20 protein-coding genes and 1 pseudogene are annotated in these 21,820 nt (G+C 37.4%); 12 read left to right on the plus strand and 9 right to left on the minus strand.

The window, feature by feature from the left end:
• Window positions 1-19 precede the first annotated feature (19 nt).
• The 7 genes from ACY2RT_RS03175 to ACY2RT_RS03205 all read left to right on the plus strand — a co-directional run bounded on the left by ACY2RT_RS03175 (window position 20) and on the right by ACY2RT_RS03205 (window position 5,506).
• The gene (locus ACY2RT_RS03175; RefSeq protein ID WP_490154422.1) at window positions 20-316 is read left to right on the plus strand and encodes a hypothetical protein; all 297 of its coding nucleotides are present in this window, start codon (window positions 20-22) and stop codon (window positions 314-316) included.
• Window positions 317-383: 67 nt separating this feature from the next.
• Window positions 384-1,193 carry a class I SAM-dependent methyltransferase gene (locus tag ACY2RT_RS03180; RefSeq protein WP_490154423.1) on the plus strand — a complete coding sequence of 270 codons (810 nt, stop codon included), beginning with the start codon at window positions 384-386 and terminating at the stop codon, window positions 1,191-1,193.
• Window positions 1,190-1,705, plus strand: coding sequence for a DinB family protein (locus tag ACY2RT_RS03185; RefSeq protein WP_490154424.1), 516 nt, complete (start codon window positions 1,190-1,192; stop codon window positions 1,703-1,705). The genes ACY2RT_RS03180 and ACY2RT_RS03185 overlap by 4 nt, the downstream gene beginning before the upstream one ends.
• Window positions 1,706-1,948: 243 nt before the next feature.
• Entirely contained in the window at window positions 1,949-2,530 is a 582-nt protein-coding gene (locus ACY2RT_RS03190) for a hypothetical protein (RefSeq protein ID WP_490154425.1), read from the plus strand.
• Between the two features lie 155 nt (window positions 2,531-2,685).
• Window positions 2,686-3,759 (plus strand): hypothetical protein, encoded by a 1,074-nt coding sequence (locus ACY2RT_RS03195; RefSeq protein WP_490154426.1) that lies wholly within the window; start codon window positions 2,686-2,688, stop codon window positions 3,757-3,759.
• Window positions 3,760-3,925: 166 nt separating this feature from the next.
• On the plus strand, window positions 3,926-5,101 hold the full coding sequence (locus ACY2RT_RS03200) for a DUF6932 family protein (protein WP_490154427.1): 1,176 nt from the start codon (window positions 3,926-3,928) through the stop codon (window positions 5,099-5,101).
• Between the two features lie 27 nt (window positions 5,102-5,128).
• On the plus strand, window positions 5,129-5,506 hold the full coding sequence (locus ACY2RT_RS03205) for a VOC family protein (RefSeq protein ID WP_490154428.1): 378 nt from the start codon (window positions 5,129-5,131) through the stop codon (window positions 5,504-5,506).
• Between the two features lie 81 nt (window positions 5,507-5,587).
• Here the strand turns inward: ACY2RT_RS03205 and ACY2RT_RS03210 are convergent, their stop codons facing one another.
• On the minus strand, window positions 5,588-5,965 hold the full coding sequence (locus ACY2RT_RS03210) for a helix-turn-helix domain-containing protein (protein ID WP_490154429.1): 378 nt from the start codon (window positions 5,963-5,965) through the stop codon (window positions 5,588-5,590).
• Entirely contained in the window at window positions 5,943-6,509 is a 567-nt protein-coding gene (locus ACY2RT_RS03215) for a TlpA family protein disulfide reductase (protein WP_490154430.1), read from the minus strand. Before ACY2RT_RS03215 ends, ACY2RT_RS03210 begins: the two co-directional genes overlap by 23 nt.
• Window positions 6,510-6,606: 97 nt before the next feature.
• On the opposite strand from ACY2RT_RS03215, the gene ACY2RT_RS03220 reads away from it, so the two are divergent.
• Genes ACY2RT_RS03220 through ACY2RT_RS03230 form a run of 3 tightly spaced genes read left to right on the plus strand, consistent with a single transcriptional unit; the run spans window position 6,607 to window position 9,906 of the window.
• Window positions 6,607-7,968 (plus strand): Gfo/Idh/MocA family protein, encoded by a 1,362-nt coding sequence (locus tag ACY2RT_RS03220; RefSeq protein ID WP_490154431.1) that lies wholly within the window; start codon window positions 6,607-6,609, stop codon window positions 7,966-7,968.
• A gap of 5 nt (window positions 7,969-7,973) precedes the next feature.
• Entirely contained in the window at window positions 7,974-9,065 is a 1,092-nt protein-coding gene (locus ACY2RT_RS03225) for a mevalonate kinase family protein (protein ID WP_490154432.1), read from the plus strand.
• A 1-nt stretch (window position 9,066) separates the two neighbouring features.
• The gene (locus ACY2RT_RS03230; protein WP_490154433.1) at window positions 9,067-9,906 is read left to right on the plus strand and encodes a sugar phosphate nucleotidyltransferase; all 840 of its coding nucleotides are present in this window, start codon (window positions 9,067-9,069) and stop codon (window positions 9,904-9,906) included.
• A gap of 53 nt (window positions 9,907-9,959) precedes the next feature.
• Here the strand turns inward: ACY2RT_RS03230 and ACY2RT_RS03235 are convergent, their stop codons facing one another.
• The 7 genes from ACY2RT_RS03235 to ACY2RT_RS03265 form a co-directional block, all read right to left on the minus strand.
• The gene (locus ACY2RT_RS03235) at window positions 9,960-12,227 is read right to left on the minus strand and encodes an aconitate hydratase (protein WP_490154434.1); all 2,268 of its coding nucleotides are present in this window, start codon (window positions 12,225-12,227) and stop codon (window positions 9,960-9,962) included.
• Window positions 12,228-12,396: 169 nt separating this feature from the next.
• Complete coding sequence (locus ACY2RT_RS03240) at window positions 12,397-13,560, minus strand: acyltransferase family protein (protein ID WP_490154435.1); 1,164 nt, start codon at window positions 13,558-13,560, stop codon at window positions 12,397-12,399.
• A gap of 53 nt (window positions 13,561-13,613) precedes the next feature.
• On the minus strand, window positions 13,614-14,567 hold the full coding sequence (locus ACY2RT_RS03245) for an AAA family ATPase (protein ID WP_490154436.1): 954 nt from the start codon (window positions 14,565-14,567) through the stop codon (window positions 13,614-13,616).
• Window positions 14,568-14,581: 14 nt separating this feature from the next.
• Window positions 14,582-16,033: a peptidylprolyl isomerase gene (locus ACY2RT_RS03250; RefSeq protein ID WP_490154437.1), complete on the minus strand. Its 1,452-nt coding sequence runs from the start codon at window positions 16,031-16,033 to the stop codon at window positions 14,582-14,584.
• The gene (locus ACY2RT_RS03255; protein ID WP_490154438.1) at window positions 16,011-16,865 is read right to left on the minus strand and encodes a peptidyl-prolyl cis-trans isomerase; all 855 of its coding nucleotides are present in this window, start codon (window positions 16,863-16,865) and stop codon (window positions 16,011-16,013) included. The genes ACY2RT_RS03250 and ACY2RT_RS03255 overlap by 23 nt, the downstream gene beginning before the upstream one ends.
• Complete coding sequence (locus ACY2RT_RS03260; RefSeq protein WP_490154439.1) at window positions 16,865-18,826, minus strand: peptidylprolyl isomerase; 1,962 nt, start codon at window positions 18,824-18,826, stop codon at window positions 16,865-16,867. The genes ACY2RT_RS03255 and ACY2RT_RS03260 overlap by 1 nt, the downstream gene beginning before the upstream one ends.
• A gap of 170 nt (window positions 18,827-18,996) precedes the next feature.
• Window positions 18,997-19,530, minus strand: a complete 534-nt coding sequence (locus ACY2RT_RS03265; protein WP_490154440.1) for a hypothetical protein — start codon at window positions 19,528-19,530, stop codon at window positions 18,997-18,999.
• A gap of 364 nt (window positions 19,531-19,894) precedes the next feature.
• Between ACY2RT_RS03265 and ACY2RT_RS03270 the strand changes: the two genes are divergently transcribed.
• Window positions 19,895-20,347 (plus strand): hypothetical protein, encoded by a 453-nt coding sequence (locus tag ACY2RT_RS03270; protein WP_490154441.1) that lies wholly within the window; start codon window positions 19,895-19,897, stop codon window positions 20,345-20,347.
• 240 nt (window positions 20,348-20,587) lie between these two features.
• A pseudogene (locus tag ACY2RT_RS03275) lies at window positions 20,588-21,811 on the plus strand (IS1380 family transposase); the annotation flags it as partial.
• Window positions 21,812-21,820: the final 9 nt, after the last annotated feature.

Consider the following 21,820-nt stretch of genomic DNA (forward strand, 5'->3'; position numbering starts at 1 on the left):
TTTTGCGTTAGCATATAGTATGCTAACTAAAAAAACCAACTCCAGATCGCTTTGGATACTCATTGTGAGTTCCCTAAGTATAGCTCTGCTATTGGCTTTTTTTAACGGCGGAAGCTTCAGTTCCGGTTGGATGGAAGAAGGAAGCGGTTGGACCGCAGCAATGATAAATGCAGTGGTTATTTTCCTTGGACAATACCTCTTATACGGAGTACTTTTCAGAAAAACACATTTTCCCGGAAAGATCGTATTAAGCATGTTCTTTGGAGTGATCGTAGGTGTAATGGCTATGTTCCTCATCTTCTATACACTTAAATAGCCCTTCCGGAAGGAACTTCATTTGCTTTACAATTTTCATTAATTTTATAGAAACTGAAACCGCATCTATGAAAGAGAACAATGCCTATATTTTAGGAACCGATACCGAAGAATTACACCGCTTAGGAGTACAACATCAGGTTTGGGCAGAAGAAGCGCAACACGGTTGGCGCCTGGCAAGATTCAATATAGGGCAAACCCTGTTGGACCTGGGATGTGGTCCCGGCTTTTGTACTGAAGAATTGGCGTATATCACCGGAACCTCCGGGAAGGTGATCGGTGTGGACAGATCTGAAGTCTATATAGAGCAGCTCAAACGAATAAGCACATTGCATCGCCTGAATATTGAAGCCATCTGTTCCGATTTCGATGAAATGCAACTGGAACCTAACAGCCTGGACGGAATGTATTGCCGCTGGGCACTGGCGTGGCTCTCCAATCCAAAAGACGTATTACAAAAAGTATACAATGCTCTCAAACCGGGAGGTAAAATGGTGATCCATGAATACTATGACTGGTCCACCCACCAGACCGAACCCTATAAGCCCGGTTTGGCGAAAGCCATTGCTGCCGCCTTAAGAAGTTTTAAGGATTCTGAAGGAGAAATAGATATAGGCAGAGAGCTTCCTCGTATATTGGGAGAACTGGGAATGAAAGTTGACAATATCCGGCTGATGTCCAAACTCGCCACGCCGGAGCAGATTACCTGGCAATGGCCCGAGACCTTCTATAAAAGCTACTATCCGCGACTGGTGGCTGTCGGGTACCTTACCGAAGAAGAGTTAAGCAACGCCCTGAGCGATCTGGAAGAACTAAAACACACCCCCGGAGCAACCTTGTGTTGCCCCTTGATGGTAGAAATAATTGCAACAAAATGACAACACGACAAGAATGGACCGCCCACGTCTTTAATCTGGGCATAGACCCGGGGTGGGCACAAAATATCATGACCCGTGTACAGGATACAGAGGTCAGATTGAAGCACTATTGTACCCCGTTGACCGATGCACAACTCTCCTACCGGCCCAACGGTACCTGGAGCATTAAAGAGCATATCGGGCATTTGATAGACCTGGAACCATTGCACCAGGGGCGACTTCAACAATTAGCCGCTTTACAACCCGAGCTTACCGGAGCCGATATGTCCAATGCCAAGACCGAAGCTGCCGACCACAATGCACAAACACTGGAAGCCTTACTGGAAGAATTTCACCGGGTAAGGGCTGCTTTTATAGAAGAATTTAAAACTTTACCCTCAGCCAGTTTACAGCATGCGGCCCAACACCCGCGCCTTAACGTTCCCATGAAACCGGTAGACGTACTCTTTTTTGTTGCAGAGCATGACGACCATCATCTGGCTACGATCCTGGAGAACATTGAGGCTCTATAAACTAATATAAGGTCTTTTATTGTATGCCATTGTTTATAAAACGGGCAAACTTCTTTACAAATTTGTTTTTCAGCTTATTACATTTCCTTTATCTTTGGTACTCTCCCCATCGATCACCGAAGCCTTGGCGTAGGTGATCCTAGCGTAATAAGACAATTTAATACTATCAATAGTATCCCCTAAAATAGGTAGATACTGATGTATTTTACATCAGTATAAACAAGTTAGGCAAAATTAAAAGAAATGACACAAGAAACATTAGATGTATTACAAAAAGTGAATGAATTTTATGATTCAGCTTGGAATAAATTGATAATTGCTACAACTGTCATTTTTGGACTTGTTGGTGTAATAATCCCAATAATTATACAATTAATTCAAAATAAAACATTTCAAAATCAAAGAGAGCTATTAAGAAGAGAAATGGAAGAGGAATTTGAAAAAAAATTCAAAAAATCTATTAAGAAGAGTAATAAAAAATTAAATAAAAAAGCTAATAAAAGTTATTATAGATTGGAAGGAATGAGCTATCATTTACAAGGAAAATCACATTGCGAAACTCAGAGGTACGCTGAAGGTGTTGTTGACTTTTTGAATGCTTCAAAGTTTTATTTAGCTGGAAAAGAATATAATAATCTTTCTATTGTATTAGAAAATATTCTAAAGGCATTAGAGGACACAGATAAACTAAATCTCGATGAACAACTTCAAAAAGCGAATTGGAATTTAGAAGAATATTACGCATTTATGACTAATAATGACCCCAAATTAATAGTCAATAAAAAAGTATTAAAAATCAAAAAAATGCTAAAGGAATTAGAATAACTTTGCCTAACACCGTGTATAATTCATTACTGGTTATAGCCTACTTACGAAAGTCCTCGCGGACTTTCTATCAGTGATTTATTTGCTAACTTTAATGCTTAAACACGCAACGAAATCATACACAAACACGTTGGGCTTAATTAAAAACGAACTAAATGCAAATAACCGAATTACTGAAATTAACCGAATGGTTCTCTGAAAATATTATCGACAATGGAGTTCCAACGAAATACACAGCACTTTATAACCAAATGAATGCTAACATTAGGAGAAATAACAACCAACAACTTGTTCCTTTTGAATCTCAAAAAGAAAGTTTAATTGAATCCATAAAAGGAATAAATTTTCAATCTTTAAGCCTCGAACAGATTAACTTTCTTGAAAAACTTGAGATTACGGAACTTATTGGAGAATCTGGTGTTAGGAAAATTGAGCAAATTCTAAGTGAAAACGCTTTAGATATAGCAACTGCTACAAGTAAAATAAAAGAATCCTCTGATATAATTACCAAAGCACAGAGCACAATTAAAGAACTACAAACTACGCTATACAAATCTTTTGAAATAGAAGAAAGCGAAGAAGTGGAAGATGATAAGGTATTAATGCGAGTTTATTTTCAAAATGATGTGTCCATTGAAAATTTATCTGACTTTAAAAAATTAAGTGCCACTTGGTATGATATAGGTAGAGGAATTGCAATGGCTCAAGACAAAAGTCCAGAAGATTTTAATATAATCGGAGCAAAAAAAGGTTCTATTATTATAGAAATGGCTGTAATTGTTGGACTTGCAACAAGTGTGAGTAAAATTCTACTTGAGTCTCTAAAAGTTGCTGATAGATTTATCAACGTACTTAAACAAGTGGAGGAACTTAAAGGCTTAAAACTTGGGAATAAAAAGATAGCTCTAGAACTGAAAAAAGAAGCTGAAAAAGAGAGAGACGAAGGAAAAGCCACAATTTTGCAAAATGCTATCGCAGACTTAAAATTAAATGCAGAACAAAATGGAGACAAAGTTACTGCTTTGGAAAAGTCAATTACAAAACTAATTTCATTTACCCAAAACGGTGGAATTGTCGACTTTGTGCAACCAAATGAACCTGAAGAAGAAGATGACAATGCAGAAATTAGAGAGGAAATTCAACGATTGAAAACGAATATTGGAGAAATAAGGCTTCTGGAAAATCAAATTAAATTATTAGAAAATAAAGTGAACGGAGAAAATAACTAAGCCCAACATTGTGTATAAGTAATAGCGGCTTAAGTGTAAAATGAAAGTATAAACGTAAAATAAAGGTCAGTTATAAACCGAAAAGTTAATGTGTAAAAATCCCGCTACTTTTCATATACAAGACCGTTAGCTATAAGGTTAACCAGCAATGAAATAGTATTAAATTATGACAATACCGGAATTTACAAACGAAGGAAAATTACCAACAGGAATACACATTTGTTCAGGTGAAGAGTTTATAAATAGATTTTGCTTAAATGAAATTCGTGAAAATTTCGAAAAGCCAATAAGTGATATTTTGGATTACGCAAAAGAAAGAGGAGCCGTTGAAATTTTTATAGGAGGTTCATTTATAACTGCAAATAAAAATCCGAAAGATTTAGATTGTGTTATTGTGTTTAATGAGGATAGATATATTCCTAACAATACAGAAGAAGTTTCTATAAAGGGGTTAAAATTTGATATTCTATTTGCTTCTCTAGAAAGCCCTAATTTAATTGACTCCTACATAAAACTATTCTCAACTTGCAGATACGGTAGCAAAGATGTTGGAGTTATTCAAATTGACCTTTATGCAAATAATAAAACATGGGAAATAAGACATTACCCCAATGACGAAGATTTTGAAATTATAAAAAGAGTTTATAATGACCGTAGTTTAATTGATTTAAAAGAGAAAAAAGGAATATTGGTAAGTATTCACGGACTTTTAAGCCGAGCTGAATGGAATCAGGAAATTGCACCTATCGCTAGTAGCCAAGATTGGATTTTTGCTCCATACACTTACGAAACCAATAAACCTGATTTACTCTTTAGGCCAGGAAAAAGGTCTAAAGTTGTTGACGATTTTAGAGATTGGATATATGACCTACAAGATCGATTTGAAGGAGAAATTTCAATAATTGCTCATTCTTTTGGAACATATATTATTGGTGCATACCTAGAAGGCTTTATTAATGAAGAGTTTCCTCCTGTAACCTTTAATAGTATAATTCTAACGGGCTCAATTTTAAATAAAAATTTTGAATGGGAAAAGTATAGAGGATATAGTGTAGGCTGTGTTTATAATACAATTGCACCTAATGATGAATTTGTTAAATATATGCCTGCAACTGAATTGAAAAGATTCATCGGTATGAGTAATATTTTTGGACAAGCAGGTATTGAAGGGTTTGAAAGTAAAACATCTATGTTAACGCAAAATAGTTTTAAGATATTAAATCATACTAATTCAATAAAAAGAGATGTTATTGAAAGTAAATGGATGCCATTTTTAAACGCTAATAGATATTCATACAGAACAGAAATGATGGAATATTTTAAAAGGAAACATAGTAAATAAAACTCTACAACTAAAAACACAACCCCTATGGCAACACCAAACATCCTGGGATTAAGAACCACCATCTACCATGTAGGTGATCTGGAAAAGGCCAAAGAATGGTACACAAAAGCATTCGCAACTAAGCCTTATTTTGACGAACCTTTCTACGTTGGATTCAATATAGGAGGCTACGAATTGGGGCTGCTCCCCGAAAAGAACCCCACTACCCAAAAAACAGAAAGCGTCCTGACCCTCTGGGGTGTGGAGGATATTCATAAGAGCTACGATTGGTTTCTCGAGGTTGGAGCCACAGAGAATGAAAAACCAAATAGTGTAGGTGGCCCACTCATGGTAGCAAGTGTAAAAGACCCCTGGGGAAATGTGATAGGGTTGATCTATAATCCCGTATTCCAACTGAAATAAAATTAAAAATTGACCTATGCGTCATCTTAATTTGTCTTATTTGTCAATTTTTTAATTACCCTGATTTATAAGCTGAAATAACTATTTAGGCCCCGAAGCCTTTTGAAGTATCCTATTTCTATATTCCGAAGGAGTTACACCTTCCCTTTTTTTAAAGAATCGGTTAAACGAAGATTTTGAATTAAACCCACATTCTGTCCACAGCACATCGATATTAAGATTTTGATAAAAACTGTCTTGCAATTTATCTTTAAATAATTCAAGTCGCAGGTCATTGAGATAATTGGTAACAGAATCTCCATAGACCACATTAATAGCCTGAGATATATACCTGCTATTAGTTACCATTTTCTTTGAAATATCCACTATTCTAAGCTCCGGATTCAAGTACAGCCGTTCTTCACGGATCACCTGGTCTGCCTGTTCAAAAGATGGATTACTCAGCCTGCAACAGATCATCCAAAATAATATGAACCTTCTCACTATCCCAATTGGCTGCTCCAATTTTTTCGATAATGATCTCTCCTTTCTTTGATATAAGATAGGTTGCAGGGATAGTTTGCGTTTTTAAAACTTCAGGAGGGGTTTGTACTTCAATATAGACAGGGAAAGTGTAGCCTTTTTTCTGAAGGAATTTTTGTACTACAGAAGGCTCTTCCGGTGATACAAAGTAAAAATCTACCCGATCACCATAGGTGTCATACAACTTTTGAAGCGAAGGCATTTCAGCAATACAGGGTGGGCACCAGGTAGCCCAGAAGTTTACCAGCACCACTTTACCTTCAGACTGCGATAGATTTTGAGTGTCAGCTTCCAAAGTTCCCAAACGCCAATCATAATCGGTAAGAAGCTGCCTTTCCTCTACGTCAATTTCCGAAGGGCTAAAAGCGATAACCCGCTGTACAAAAACCTGTATGGGCATCCGGGTCTGCGGAATGATCAATAACGCAATAGCTGCGAGAAAAAGTAAATTACCCCAATTTTTCTTCAAAAAAGTTCTCATTGATAAATAGTAGGTATCGTTTTGTAAAGCTAACAATAGAAGCTATAATAATGCTTAAATTTATTCTAAATTTGTTAGCAACTCATAAACCAAAAACATGAATTCAAGAAGAGATTTTGTAAAGAAAACGGCGATTGTTGGAGCCGGAATCACACTGGCACCTCAACTCACCTTTGGAAACGGATTAAACCCCTCTAAAGAAAAATTGAATGTAGGCCTCATTGGAGTTGGGTTAAGAGGGACTAATCACTTGAATAATGTACTGTTGCGGGATGATGTAAATGTAGTTGCCATTTGTGATGTTGATGAGAGGCGAAATGTGATCGCTTTGGAAATGATCAAAAAATTCGGGCAAAAAAAACCAAAGGTCTTTGCTAAGGATGAATACGACTACAAGAACCTTCTGGAACTCCCCGAAGTGGATGCCGTCATTATTTCCACTCCCTGGTTATGGCATGCCCGTATGGCGAAAGATGCTATGCTTGCCGGGAAATACACCGGGCTGGAAGTTTCTGCTGCCAATACTATGGAAGAATGCTGGGACCTCGTGAACCTTCACGAAGAAACAGGTTCGCACTTAATGATCCTCGAAAACGTATGCTACCGCAGGGATATCATGGCAGTGCTCAATATGGTACGTGAAAATGTATTTGGAGAGTTACTCCACTTTAGATGTGGCTACCAACACGACCTTCGTTTTGTGAAATTCAATGATGGCAAGACCGCCTACGGGAAAGGAGTAGAATTTGGTGAAAAAGGAATTTCCGAATCGGCCTGGAGAACCCAACATTCCCTACTCCGCAATGCAGATGTCTACCCCACCCATGGTGTAGGACCTATTGCTACTATGTGTAACATTAACCGGGGAAATAGGTTCGTGTCCATGACCTCTATGGCTTCAAAAGGAGTTGGATTGCATAATTATATTGTAAAACATGGCGGAAAGGATCATCCCAATGCAAAACTAAAATTCAGACAGGGAGATATTATTACTTCCATGATCGAAACTGCTAATGGTGAAACCATTATCGTTACCCACGATTGTAACTCACCACGTCCCTACTCCCTTGGGTTCAGGGTACAGGGAAGTGAAGGCATCTGGGAAGTGGACGGTAACCGAATCTATATAGAAGATAAAGCTGAAAATTCACATCGTTGGGATGAAGCAACCTCATGGTTAGAAAGATATGACCATCCGTTATGGCAAAAATATGGTGAAAAAGCGATGGGCGCAGGTCACGGAGGAATGGATTTCTTTGTGATCCATGCGTTTGTAGAGTCTGCAAAACAAAACATAGCCCCTCCTTTAGATGTGTACGATGCTGCTGCCTGGAGTGCGATCACGCCGCTTTCTGAAGTATCGATCGCCAATAATGGTGAACCTCAGGATTTTCCGGACTTTACACGTGGCAACTGGGTAAAAAGACAGCCTTATAACTGGATAAAAGATACCTATTAGTCCTAGTGATTTCAGAAAATAAAGATCGTATTACCATTGTCGCTCCGGGAAGGGTCTGCCTTTTTGGGGATCATCAGGATTACTTAGGGCTTCCTGTAATCGCCTGTGCCATCAACAAAAAGATTGTACTTACTGCTGAAACAAATTCAGAAAACAAATTCAATATTTTTTTACCGGATATTGAATCACAAAGAATCATTCCAATTTCCGAAACATTTGAGGTCCTGCAACCTCGCGATTACTTTGCTTCTGCCCTTCGCGTAGTAAGGCGTTACGGTTGCTTTCCTTCTAAAGGATACACCATTACCATAAAAGGAGATATTCCGATAAATTCCGGAGTTTCCAGTTCTTCAGCGCTTGTAGTTGCCTGGGTTCATTTTTTACTGAAAGCATTTGGATGTGAGCAACCCATCACTAAAAAACTTATAGGGCAACTCGCTTATGAAGCCGAAGTGTTGGAACATAACGAACCCGGTGGCAAAATGGATCAATATACCAGTAGTATTGGGAGCATTGTGTTTATAGAAACAGGAGTCCCCTTTGCAATCAGAACCATTGGAAATTCATTAGAAGGACTCATTTTAGGAGATTCGGGAGTAGCTAAAAAAACAATTAGTGTTCTTTACAATGCAAAAGAAAATACTTTAAAAGCGATTGCCCATATACAAGAACATATTTCAAATTTTGAGCTGGAAAAAGTAACTGTCAAACAAATAGATATGTTTTCAAGATATATTCCTGAAAAGTTGCAACCTTATTTTTATGCAGCAGTTAAAAATCATGCCATCACTCAGGAAGCTTTATTGGAATTTGAAAAAGAAACTATTGACCTTGAAAAGGTCGGACAACTTATGTCGCAACACCATTCTATTTTAAAGGATATTTTAAAGATAACTGTTCCTGAAATTGATACCATGATAGATGCTGCATTGGCAGCAGGGGCATATGGAGCAAAGATCGTAGGTTCCGGAGGAGGTGGAAGCATTGTTGTGATAGCTCCTGAAGGAAAAGAAGAAGCTATTTGCAATACTATTTTAAATGCTGGAGCCAAAGCGGCATGTCAGGTTACAGTAACGACAGGAACACACAGTAAATAATATGCATGAAAACCTGGTCATATTAGCAGCCGGAGCTTCTTCACGAATGAAGCGGTCTGCCGGCAATTCAACACTTTCCGAAGCAGAAATACAAAACGCCAATTCGCAGAGTAAGGCTCTTATCGGACTGGGAAAAGACAATCGTCCCTTGTTGGATTATCTTTTGCTGAATGCCAAAAAAGCCGGGTACAAGAATATCTTCCTGGTAATAAGCGAACAGGCAGATGCATTTAAAAATCTTTATGGAAATGACTTCAAAGGATTACATATCTCTTATGCAACCCAGTTCATTCCCGAAGGTCATCAAAAACCATTTGGTACTGCCGATGCTTTATTACAGTCTTTAGAGCAGTATCCAAATTTACAGGAGAAAAGTTTTACCGTTTGTAATAGTGATAATTTATATTCGGCAGAAGCTATGGGAGCGCTTCGAAAAACGGAAGCATCTAATGCTTTTATCAGCTATGACAGGGAGGGATTGGATTTCTCTATGGAACGTATCTCGAAATTTGCATTGGCAATTGCAGACACTGAAAATTATTTGACAACTATCATTGAAAAACCTTCTGCTACAGAAGTTTCTAATTATAAAGACAATGACGGAAAATTCAGGGTGAGTATGAATTTATGGAAGCTGAACGGCTCTCAGGTCTTTCCGTATTTAAAAGAGTGTCCTATACATCCGGAAAGAAATGAAAAAGAATTACCCACTGCAGTCCTGAATATGTGTAGTTCGTTTCCCAAAGCAGTAAAAGCTATTCCATTTAAAGAACATGTTCCGGACCTTACTTCAAAAGAGGATATTTCGATTTTAAAAAAATATATAGCCGATCATTTTTAAGCATAAAAAACTCCTGAAGATCAGGAGCTTTTATTATCGGAATGCGCAATATATTAGGCATTATTTTCTTTTTTGATAAGGTTCAAGGCAGATCCTTCACGATACCATTCTATCTGTGACTGGTTATATGTATGATTTACCATAATGATGTCTTTGCTTCCATCCGCATGTACTACTTCGATGGTCAATGGTTTTCCGGGAGCAAAATCAGCAATATCGGTAAAGTTGAACGTATCGTCTTCTTGGATCTTGTCATAATCTGCTTCATTCACAAAGGTAAGTCCCAGCATTCCTTGTTTCTTCAGGTTGGTTTCGTGGATACGGGCAAATGATTTTACCAGTACAGCTGCAACGCCCAGATGGCGTGGTTGCATCGCTGCATGTTCACGGGAAGACCCTTCTCCATAATTATGATCTCCCACAACAATAGTCTTAATTCCGGCAGCTTTGTATTCGCGCTGTACATCCGGTACTCCACCATATTCACCCGTCAATTGATTTTTTACAAAGTTGGTCTTTTTATTATACGCATTTACTGCTCCTATCAATGTATTATTGGCTATGTTGTCCAAATGCCCTCTAAAACGCAACCAGGGACCGGCCATAGAAATATGGTCTGTGGTACACTTTCCAAAAGCTTTGATCAATAGTTTTACACCTTGTAACTCGGCATCTTTAATAGGTTCAAAGGGTGTTAAGAGCTGTAACCTTTCAGAGGCGGGGTTTACTTTCACTTCAATGGCACTTCCATCTGCCACGGGTTCCAGATATCCGGCATCTTCCACTTCAAAGCCTTTTGGCGGTAATTCAATTCCGTGGGGTTCGTCCAGCAGTACTTCCTGACCTTCTTCATTTAAAAGTGTATCATTCATTGGGTCGAAATCCAATCGGCCGGAGATAGCGATAGCTGCTACCATTTCCGGTGAGCCCACAAAAGCATGTGTATTCGGGTTACCATCGGCACGTTTTGAAAAGTTTCGGTTAAAGGAATGAACGATCGTATTTTTTTCGTCACCTTTTCTATCGCTTCTGTCCCACTGCCCAATACAAGGGCCACAGGCATTTGTAAATATGGTAGCTCCCAGATCTTCAAAAATAGACAGCAAGCCGTCTCGCTCTGCAGTATATCGTATCTGTTCAGAGCCAGGATTGATCCCAAAATCACTTTTGGGCTTTAGTTTTTTATCTATTGCCTGTTGTGCGATCGATGCAGCCCGGGTTAGGTCTTCATAAGAAGAATTGGTACAGGAGCCTATGAGTCCCCAATCCACTTTAATGGGCCAGTCATTTGTTTTTGCTTTTTCCCCAAGTTGGCCAACTGGAGTCGCCAGATCCGGAGTAAACGGCCCGTTAAGGTGAGGGCGTAATTCGGAGAGATTGATCTCGATCACCTGATCGAAATAGTTTTCAGGATTTGCATATACTTCATCGTCTCCAGTAAGGTGTTCTCTTATTTTATTTGCTTCATCTGCAATTTCAGCTCTATCGGTTGCTCTAAGGAAACGTTCCATAGAGTCATCATATCCAAATGTGGATGTAGTGGCCCCAATTTCAGCTCCCATATTACAAATAGTGCCTTTTCCGGTACATGACAGGTTTTTAGCTCCGGGTCCGAAATATTCCAGAATTGCTCCTGTTCCTCCTTTTACGGTAAGGATTCCGGCAACTTTTAAAATAACATCTTTAGAAGCCGTCCATCCGTTCAGTTCTCCGGTTAATTTCACTCCTATTAGTTTCGGGAATTTCAATTCCCAGGGCATTCCCGCCATTACATCTACAGCATCTGCACCTCCAACACCTACGGCAACCATCCCTAAACCTCCTGCATTTACAGTATGTGAGTCGGTACCGATCATCATTCCACCGGGAAATGCATAGTTTTCAAGAACTACCTGATGAATGATTCCCGCTCCCGGTTTCCAGAAACCTATTCCATATTTATCTGAAACGGACTCCAGGAAATCAAATACCTCATTACTGGTTTCATTGGCACGCTTTAGATCGGGTACAGCCCCCTGTTTGGCCTGGATCAAGTGATCGCAATGCACTGTTGTAGGTACAGCCACCTTTTGTTTTCCGGCTTGCATGAACTGTAGCAACGCCATTTGCGCTGTTGCATCCTGACAAGCGATTCTATCCGGCGCAAAATCAACATAATCTTTACCACGCGTAAAAGCCTTTGATGGCATTCCGTCCCAAAGGTGATTGTATAAAATCTTTTCGGAAAGCGTTAAAGGTTTTCCTACTATTTCACGTGCTTTATCTACTCTTTCGGCCATTTGTGAGTAGACTTTTTTAATCATATCGATATCGAATGCCATGGTTGTCTTTTTTGATTTTAAGTTCTGCGAAAGTACAAAATAAATCCTAAATTCAAAAATATACAATGAAATACGGTATTCACTGCATATTTTTTGTTAAATATTAAATTTTATTGAATTATATTGATAATAATTAAATTTTTGATATAAATAATTATTAAATTAATAATCAGAATTTTTTAAACCTGTTTCTAAAAAACGGCCTGTCACGAATATCCATCATCGGTTTTTCATACCAACGGTATAAAACATATGCCAACACAATCGTAATTGCAAGGTAGCCTACCGAAAAAAGCCCTTTGTGTAGCCACGTTCCTGATGCTACGGGTAGCTTATACTTCATCAATTGAAGTACGATGGAATAATGCAACAGGTACATGGAATACGAGATGAGGCTGATAAAGGTTATGGAGCTCCGCATCAATTTTGGTGCCTGCTGCATCTCTGAAAAGACCGGAAGTGACATTGCAATACTCAACGAACAAAGTGGCAGATATAACACATTCCAGAAAAAAGAATGAGTTTCGGGAGAAATACGGCCCAACGCAATATAAAAATGAACTGCCATAAACAAGACAATCCCTAATGCAAAAAACGATGCTTTATATTTTGTCCAAAATGAAACTCGTACCTGAGAAATATAGGCTGCCAATACCCCATAGTAAATAGCATCGATCCTATAGAGGGTCACTGCTTTTAGATTTTCGTTCCAATAGTTTAACGAATTGCCTCCTGTTTGGGTATTGTACCAAACCTTGGTAGCTAAAAAGAAACCTATAATAAGTAAAGTAACTATGAAGAAGAGTTTTTTACGTGAGGTTCTTCTCACTAAAAGTATAGACACGTACATTAGCAAAGGCCCCAGGATATACGCAAATTCTTCTACGGGTAAACTCCAGGACTCTGTAAAGAAAATATCCATCCGGTCGGAGGCATTCTGAAGGAAGAAGAAATATCTCCACAGGCTGTCTGGTAGATCTCTACCTAAGTAAAGAGCTACCGCAACATTGACAAGTAAAATTAAATAGTAATTTGGGAGTGTCCGAAACCATCGCCTGATAAGAAAATACCTGAAATGTTTCTCTTTAAATTCAGGGTCGGTAAAAAGCCTGAAGAGTATTCGCCCAATAAGAAATCCACTTAAAACAAAAAAAATCTCCACACCCATGACACCCATGAGGTGAAGAATCTCTACGAAGCTCCCTTCGGCTTCCGGGAAAACCCACAATGCATGCGAGCAAACGACAAACAATATAGCTGCTGCACGCATACTATCCAGGCCAAAGATCCTTTGACCATAATCTATCTTAAAAAAAGATCTGTGTCCCGACATGAAACGAAGGTAATCAAAAACAGAAAGATAGGATTTTATAAGGAAAGAAGGTGCTAATACAAGCTATGAATAATTTCTTCAATACTAAGCCCTTCGGCCTCCGCCTTATAGTTTTTAATTAATCTGTGTCGCAGTATTCCTATTGCTACTTTTTGTACATCTTCGATATCCGGAGAAAATTTGCCGTTAAGTGCCGCATAGGCTTTTGCTCCTAATATCAAATTTTGCGATGCTCTGGGGCCGGCACCCCAATCAATATAGTTTTTAACGATCTCCGGGGCAGCCTGACTTTTTGGACGGGTTTTACCCACCAGGGTAACTGCATATTCCACTACGTTATCGGCCACAGGAATTTTTCGGATAAGGTTTTGGTATTTAATGATCTCTTCGGAAGAAAACAATGGATTTACAATTGCAACATCACCGGAGGTTGTTGTTTTCACTACTTCAACTTCTTCAGAAAAAGAAGGGTAATCCAGATTCACTGCAAACATAAAACGGTCCAATTGTGCTTCGGGTAAAGGATAAGTTCCCTCTTGCTCAATGGGGTTTTGTGTAGCTAAAACAAAATAGGGTAAATCCAGTTTATAATGTTTTCCGGCTATGGTCACAGCTCTTTCCTGCATTGCTTCCAACAAAGCAGCTTGTGTTTTTGGAGGCGTACGGTTGATCTCATCTGCCAAAATTATATTTGCAAAGATGGGCCCTTTTATAAATTTGAATTCCCGGTTCTGGTCCAAAATCTCAGATCCTAAAATATCGCTGGGCATTAGATCCGGAGTAAACTGTATTCTCTTAAATTGAAGTCCTAAGGCTTCAGCAACAGTATTTACCAAAAGTGTTTTTGCTAATCCCGGAACGCCAATTAGTAGTGCATGACCACCCGAGAATATGGACAAAAGTACTTGTTCTACTACTTCATCTTGTCCAACTATTACTTTTTTAATTTCTTGCCGTAGGGCATTATATTTTACTACTAATTGTTCTACTGCTGCTACGTCTGACATAAGTATTTTGTTAATTATTTTTTAACCCAATTGCTGGAAAATTCACAGTCTTGATAATCTTCATTAACACTCACATACGTCTCTTTTATCTTCTTTGCTTGCCATATTCCAATGGTTTTAATCTGTTTTTCCTTGAGTGCAAGTTCTTTAATTTTTTCATAATCTTTAACATAGTCAGACTTATGCTCTTCATATCGATTGGTAACCGTAAGGATTTTGAAGCTGCTTTTTCCTGTGTAATCCCTGTCTGTGTATACTTTTGAAACTTCGTTTTCTTTTAAATTGTATACCTGAGCACTTAAAGTTGGGTCCATCTTTGTAAGGTCAAAATGTGTGTCGCCTGTTACAGGGTTAACCAACTGCCCTCCATTATTTCTTGTTTCTACTTCATCTGAATATCTTCTGGCAGCTTCAGCAAAGGTCATTTCTCCACTTACAATCTTAGCCCGGATTGAATCGACTTTTACTCGAGCCTCATCTATTGTTTTTTGAGAAACTTCAGGAAATAAGATCACATGTCTTACGTCTACCTCCTGCCCCCTGATTTTTTCCACATATAGTATATGATAACCAAAATCGGTCTCAAAAGGCTCACTCACTTCACCTTCCAATAGTGAAAAAACCTGATCTTTAAATTCTTTAGCATAGGGCGAGTTACGTTTAATCCCGGGAATTAGTCCTCCTTTTGCCGCACTCCCATCCTTTGAATATAATACAGCCTTTGTAGCAAAACTTGCACCATTATCTACAACGTCTGCCCGCATTTGACTTAATCTGTCTATTACTCTTTGTTTTGCTTCTTCTGTAATCTCGGGTTCAATTATGATTTGTGCAACTTCCACTTCGGCACTAAATACCGGGCGATCGTCTTCCGGGATAGAGAAGAAAAATTCACGAACCTCTTCCGGGGTAACCTCTACATTTTCAACTACCTTACGTTGCATATCGCTTGCCAGCCTAAGTGTTTTATTTACTTCAAACAGGTCCTTACGCAGTTTTTCGATATCATCTTTTCTATAGTAGCTGGCTACTTTTTCTTCACTTCCTAATTCACTAATCATGTATTGTAACTGCTGTTCTATCTGTTGGTTTATTTCGACATCAGATACCAGTATACTATCTTGTTTTGCATGATGGGCATACAGTTTGTCTTCCAGCAATTTTCCGAATAGTTGACAACGTGTGATCCCGTCTGTGGAAATACCTTGCGCATCAAGCTCCAGGTAACTTTTATCAATATCACTGTCCAAAATCACATAATCACCCACTACCCCGCTTACACCTTCAGCTTTATAACGTTTAAAAGGCACTACTGTATCCTTTTTTTGAAGTACATCCGTTATACTGTTTTCATTGCTTTTTGCCACACCCGTACTATCTACGGTAACCACATCCTGTGCAAAAGTCGATACTGAGGTTATCATTAATAGCGCTAAAAGGAGGCTATTGATTTCTATAGATCTCAAAGTTTTTGTTTTTAATAGCATCTTTAGTAATATCTTTTTCAAGTTTCTTTATGAGTTCCAGCTTTCTTTTATTGAGAATGATCTGCGTTATGGTTGGTTTAACATGAGAAAGTGGTGCAATATCATTCGGGTTTAAAATATCCTGAATTTTCACCAAATATACTCCTAATGAATCTTGTAATTGTGTAAAATTAGATTTTTTTAACACTTGTTCCTCGTTACCATTTATAACGGGTAGTGTATTTACCAGGGCTTCTTTTTTAACCCATATAGAATCATTAAAGTTAAATTCTTTAAACTGAATACCAAGTGTACTCAGATCGGTCTTGTCTTCTTCATTAAAACGGTCAAGCTTTTGTCTCGTAGCAGCTATGTTCGAATAATTATCATCTACAACTATGTACCTAACCTTTAGCAACACATCATTGAGTTTGAAATTATTCTTATTCTGTTCATAAAAATCTGCTAATTCACTTTCTGAAACGGTACTGTCCAATTGCTGTGATACAATAGTGCTTTTATAGGCTTCTGTATACAGGTCGTTCTTATATTCCTGAACAAGTCTGTCATAAGTAGCAAGTTTCTCTTCTGAAAGATTGATCTTTGCTTGATTAATTAGTAGTTGCTGGGTTGCCCAACGGTTAATATAGTTGCTCACAATGAGTGTACTATCTTCTTTTGAAGTGCTTTCGGAAATGAGTTTTTCTATGTCTTCTTTGTATAGATAGGTGTCATTAGCACGTGCAACCGGGATTTTTTCGGTATCCCTTTTAAAATAGTCACAGGAGACAAAAAGAAAAATGCAAAAAAAGAATATAACTATGGTGCGCATTAAGAACTCAATTCTTTGATAACTTTTCTGAGGGCTTTTTTATTGACATCTACTTCGTATTTTTTTCGCAACTCTTTTACCCAATTCTCTTCGAGGTGGTTTTGATAATTGCTCAATACTTTCCCTTTCACTTCGTCTAAGGTCTTTATGCTGGGCTGAATGATTTCTTTTACTTTTACAATAACAAAAGAATCGTCTACAGGATATATTTTTGAAACTCCTTCAACTACTTCAAAATTTTCAGGAAGGTCACTCTGGTCTATCTCAAAAACTCCATTCGAAATGATCACATTTACTTCTTCCTTGGTATTTAATTGACTTTTAATGTCTTCTTCTGTTTTACCTTGTTCTAACAACATACTAACATTTTGGGCCGTTGCATTATTTGTAGCTGAAACTATAATAGCATCAACTCGTTTTTTCCAGACATATTGTTCTTTTCTGGCATCGTAAAACGCTTGCAGACCTATTGAGTCATTCTTTGCTTTACCCCAGATATTTTTATCCATTACGTCAAAAATGAGTAACCCGTCTCGGTACTCAGTAATTATACTGGCATATTCTTCATTTTCAAACTCTAATCTGTCTCTGAAGTAATTCTTTAATTCTAAGGTTTCAAATTCGTCAAACATACCATTAATTAAGCCTTCTTTGGTTTTATAAGCTTTTGTCCTGCGTTGACGTTCGTTAATATATTCTGCAAAATCACTATAATGTAACGCTCTATCTCCAATAGTAAAGATCATTTTGTCTTGTTCTTTAGAGAGTGTATCGTAAACCCATTTTCTTTGCAACACCTCATCTTTTAAATAATCTTTAAAAAAAGACTTATATGCACCGTTGTAGGTATAGCCATATTTGTCTTTGATTTTTTTATTGACCTTGTTGGTCACAATTTTTGAACGGCTTGCATCCTGAACTCTTTGTAACAGATCTTTTTTCTTTTCTTCAAAAGTTGGGATCGTATGTATTTCGTCCAAACGAATAAGATGCCATCCAAAATTTGTTTTTACAGGTTCAGAAACATCTCCGGCAGCTTCAAGTGCGTATGCAGCTTCTTCAAATTCTTCCGATCGCAGGTCTCCTTTACTGAATTTATTGAGTTGCCCTCCACGTTTTCCAGAGCTTTTGTCATCAGAAAACTGTTTTGCCAGGTTTTCAAAAGATTCTCCTTGTTGAATAAGACTATGTAACTCCTTTATACGCTCTTCAGGATCAAACGTTCGTGTAGAGTCTGCTTTGTCCGAGAGCATAATATGGGATACTGTAAGCTCATGCATTCTTTTTCTACGGTCTAGCACCTTAATAATATGATATCCAAACTGTGTTCTTACAATCTCAGAAATCTCTCCAACCGGTGTATTGTACGCTGCTGTTTCAAAAGGATATACCAAAGAAAAAACTGAAAAATAGCCCAGATCACCACCGCGTTCCTTTGCAGAAGGTTCTTCTGAAGTTTCTTTAGCCAGTTTCTCAAAATCTTCTCCTTTTAAAGCTCGTTCCCGTATCTTTTCAATTTTATTATAAGCAGCAAGAGTATCCTGAGGCAGATCATCAAAAGTTGTAAACACCAAAATATGGGACGCATTGATCTCTTCTAAGCCTCGTTGATATGCTTCCATAGCAAGGTCATCATTCACCTTATCTTCATAAAGATAGTTACGGGAAAGTTGTTCCTGATATTTTGAAAATTCCTTTTTGTAATTATTGTCTTCATGTAACTTTTGTTGATATGCCTCAGCAATTTTCAGCTTATAATCTATAAACAGTTCTAAGTAATTTTCAACATTTTTCTGAGAATCATCCTGAACCAATTCGAGGTTTTTCTTATAAACTCTAATAAATTCCGAAGTATAGACAGGAGTCTCATCTATAGTAAGTAAAACATCTTTTTTCTTTTGAGAAATTGCTGAAAATGTAAAAAGAAACAGTAAAAAAAGTGGCGTTAATTTTCTATACATATTTAAAACTTATTTTTGAGATATAAACCTCACAAAAATAACAAAAAGCTGTTGTTACACAAGTTTGTTAACACTAACGTTTTCACAAAATTTATAGTGTATTGTAAAATACGCAGGTTTAAATTATATAGTATAAACATAGGTATAACTAACTTTTATTACAAAGCTAATTAATTCCTCTTTTTGCGAGAATTTTTTATACTATCAATATACCTCTTACGTGCCACTTGTTCAGCGTTACTAATAGAATCATAACGCCTCTGGCTTATCAAATAATTCACGTGTCTTATAGAATCACGTTTCTTGGTATCTATGTTTCTAAGAGAGTCTTTTTTTCGTTTGATAATCTCCTTATACTTTGCACGGAGCAAGGTAACTTTTTTCTCTTCCTTTACCATAGTTTTATATCTAGGGTCGTTAACAGTTCTTTTTATATAATCAGGATGGGAGCGACCATGTAGTATGCGATATAACTTTTCCTTCTTAGTCTCTGGAATATAGAACTCTTTGGTTTTATATTCGGGTAAAAAATCAGGTTCATACGTATAATATGTATCACCATTTTCATCAACCCTTTTAAGCGGTTCTTTTTCAAGATTAGTTTCTTCTAAATACTCGATGATCTTTTTTTCAAATTCAACTTTTGTAAGTTCTTGTGCTGATAGTGTACAGGACACAACTAGGAATACTATTAAAATTTTCATTTTGCCTTTAGTTAGCGTTATTGTGTTCCTCAATAACATTACTAAATAAAAACAGCGTGGAACATCACCTACAGTTCTCACGGTACGACCAAGTACCAATGCACTAATAAGCAACGCCCACGCCTTTAAGACGAAGGGTAACTTACTTGAGTAGTGCATATATTAAAATTGGTCGTTTTTGAAAACTCTACAAGTAAACGCTTCTATATTTAATCAATATTTTATGTCATAATTTTATCATTTTGTACTGTAAATATAGGCATTTACGGTGTTTTTTCGTCAAAATTAAGGTGTAAATTAGTAAAATTTAAAAGTTTTTTGTAATATTGTGTAATACTTTTTGTAATACGTTGAAGTATTAAGTATGAAGCTAAAAAGAAAGATAATAATCAAAGATAGTCCTACTAAGAAACTACTCAAAGAACGTCTTGAGGAAGTCGAGTCAGAGATTGGAAAATTGGAAAAGGAACGTAAAGAGATACAAACTGCTCTTGACGCAATATCCCCTAAAAGGAGGTTTGCTAGACTTTTGTACAGTAAAGATGACCCATTAAAGCAAAAGGCGATTTACTGTCTCCGAAAAGAGGGGATGATTTTATCAATCAATGGAATGTTGGAAATACTTTTTAAAGAGGAGCCAGAATTGAAGGAAGATCTAGAAACTATCAATAACTCATTACGCTTGGCAGTATTTAGGATGGTAAAAAACAAAGAACTAATCCTGTTGGATTTACCTCATGTAAAAACAAACCATTACGCACTAAAGGGTTGGGCAGATGAAAACGGAAATGTTAAAGAGAAATACATATATGATTAATACAAGAAAACCAGTAGCGCGAACTACTGGTTATTCTTATACAAATAGGGGCCGCTCAGGTCGATTGCGAGGTTTTTGACAGCCCATGCAAATCGGTTCAATTCCGATGCGGTCCACTATTTATCATAATGTTAAGGTAAAGATACGAAACTTAAATTTAAGCGCAAATCATCTTTTTCACCTTTTAAATTTAAAATTTCAATATGAAGTTAGTCGTCAGGTAATTTAAAGACATCTTCAAAGAAGGTAAACCCCTTCGGTGGTATAAATTTCGTAATCAATGAAATGCGAAATAAAAAGGTGGCTACCACTATAGATAAAGCTCTTGGGAAAAGGGTTAAACAGGCAACTTATTCTTACAGCGATATATTACTTTATTGGATATATTCAAATTTATGCGGTGCAGAAAGATTGGAAGACACCGTATTTTTAAAATCGCATTTACATAGCATACCGGATTTAGCAAACCCTTCACCAGATAGGGTATCCGGCATATTTCGTTCATTGGCATCACCATTAACCACTTATAAATCGAATAATGACGTAGAGCATGAATTTAACGTAAACAAGCGGTTAAATGGTTTAATGCTTGATATTGCAAAGAAGCTGAACGTTATACATGGCGATACTTTGGACTATGACAACGTAATAATCGAAACCGAAAAGCACGATTCCAAATGGACTTATAAAAAAGTAAAGGGGTATCAGCCTGGGGTTGCGTTCATTGGTAAAACCCCTGTTTACATAGAAGCAAGGAACGGAAACAGCCCAGCATCGTACAAGATGAAACAGACACTCATAAGATGCCTGAACTTACTTTATGATAAAGGTATCGAGGTAAAGTATTTCCGTAGCGATTCCGCTGCATTTCAACAAAGCATTATACGCACACTAGAAAGCAACGAACTTCAATTTTTCATTAGAGCAAATACTACCGACTACTTAAAATCCGAGGTAAAACTCATAACCAACTGGGAAAAGGTGACCGAAAAGGGATTTACATACGAGGTTGGTGAAATGGAGTACTACCCCTTTGTAAATAGTACAAAGGCATACAGGGCAATAGTAAAGAGAATATTAACAAAAGGCAAGTACCATTACTATACAATTCTGACTAATAACAAATCAATGTCCCCTAAAAAGGCATTACACTTCTACAATCAACGTGGGGCAATAGAACGTAATTTTGACGACCTTAAAAATAATTTTAATTGGAAACGCATACCTTTTTCATTCCTAAATGAGAATCTGGTGTTTATGATAGTAAGTGCTATTTCAAGCATCGTATACTCCTATATAATCAATCGGTTCAGTAAGAAGGTAGATTTTGTAAAAAGCACATTCAGGTTAAAGAACTTCATCTTTCACTTTATAACTGTAAGTTCTATTTGGAAAAGTAATCGCCTAAAACTATTCACAAACAAAAACTACCAAAAAATCTTTTCGTTAAGTGTAACCATATAGGGAACGTGC

This window comes from Ulvibacter sp. 2210JD10-4, assembly GCF_058148525.1.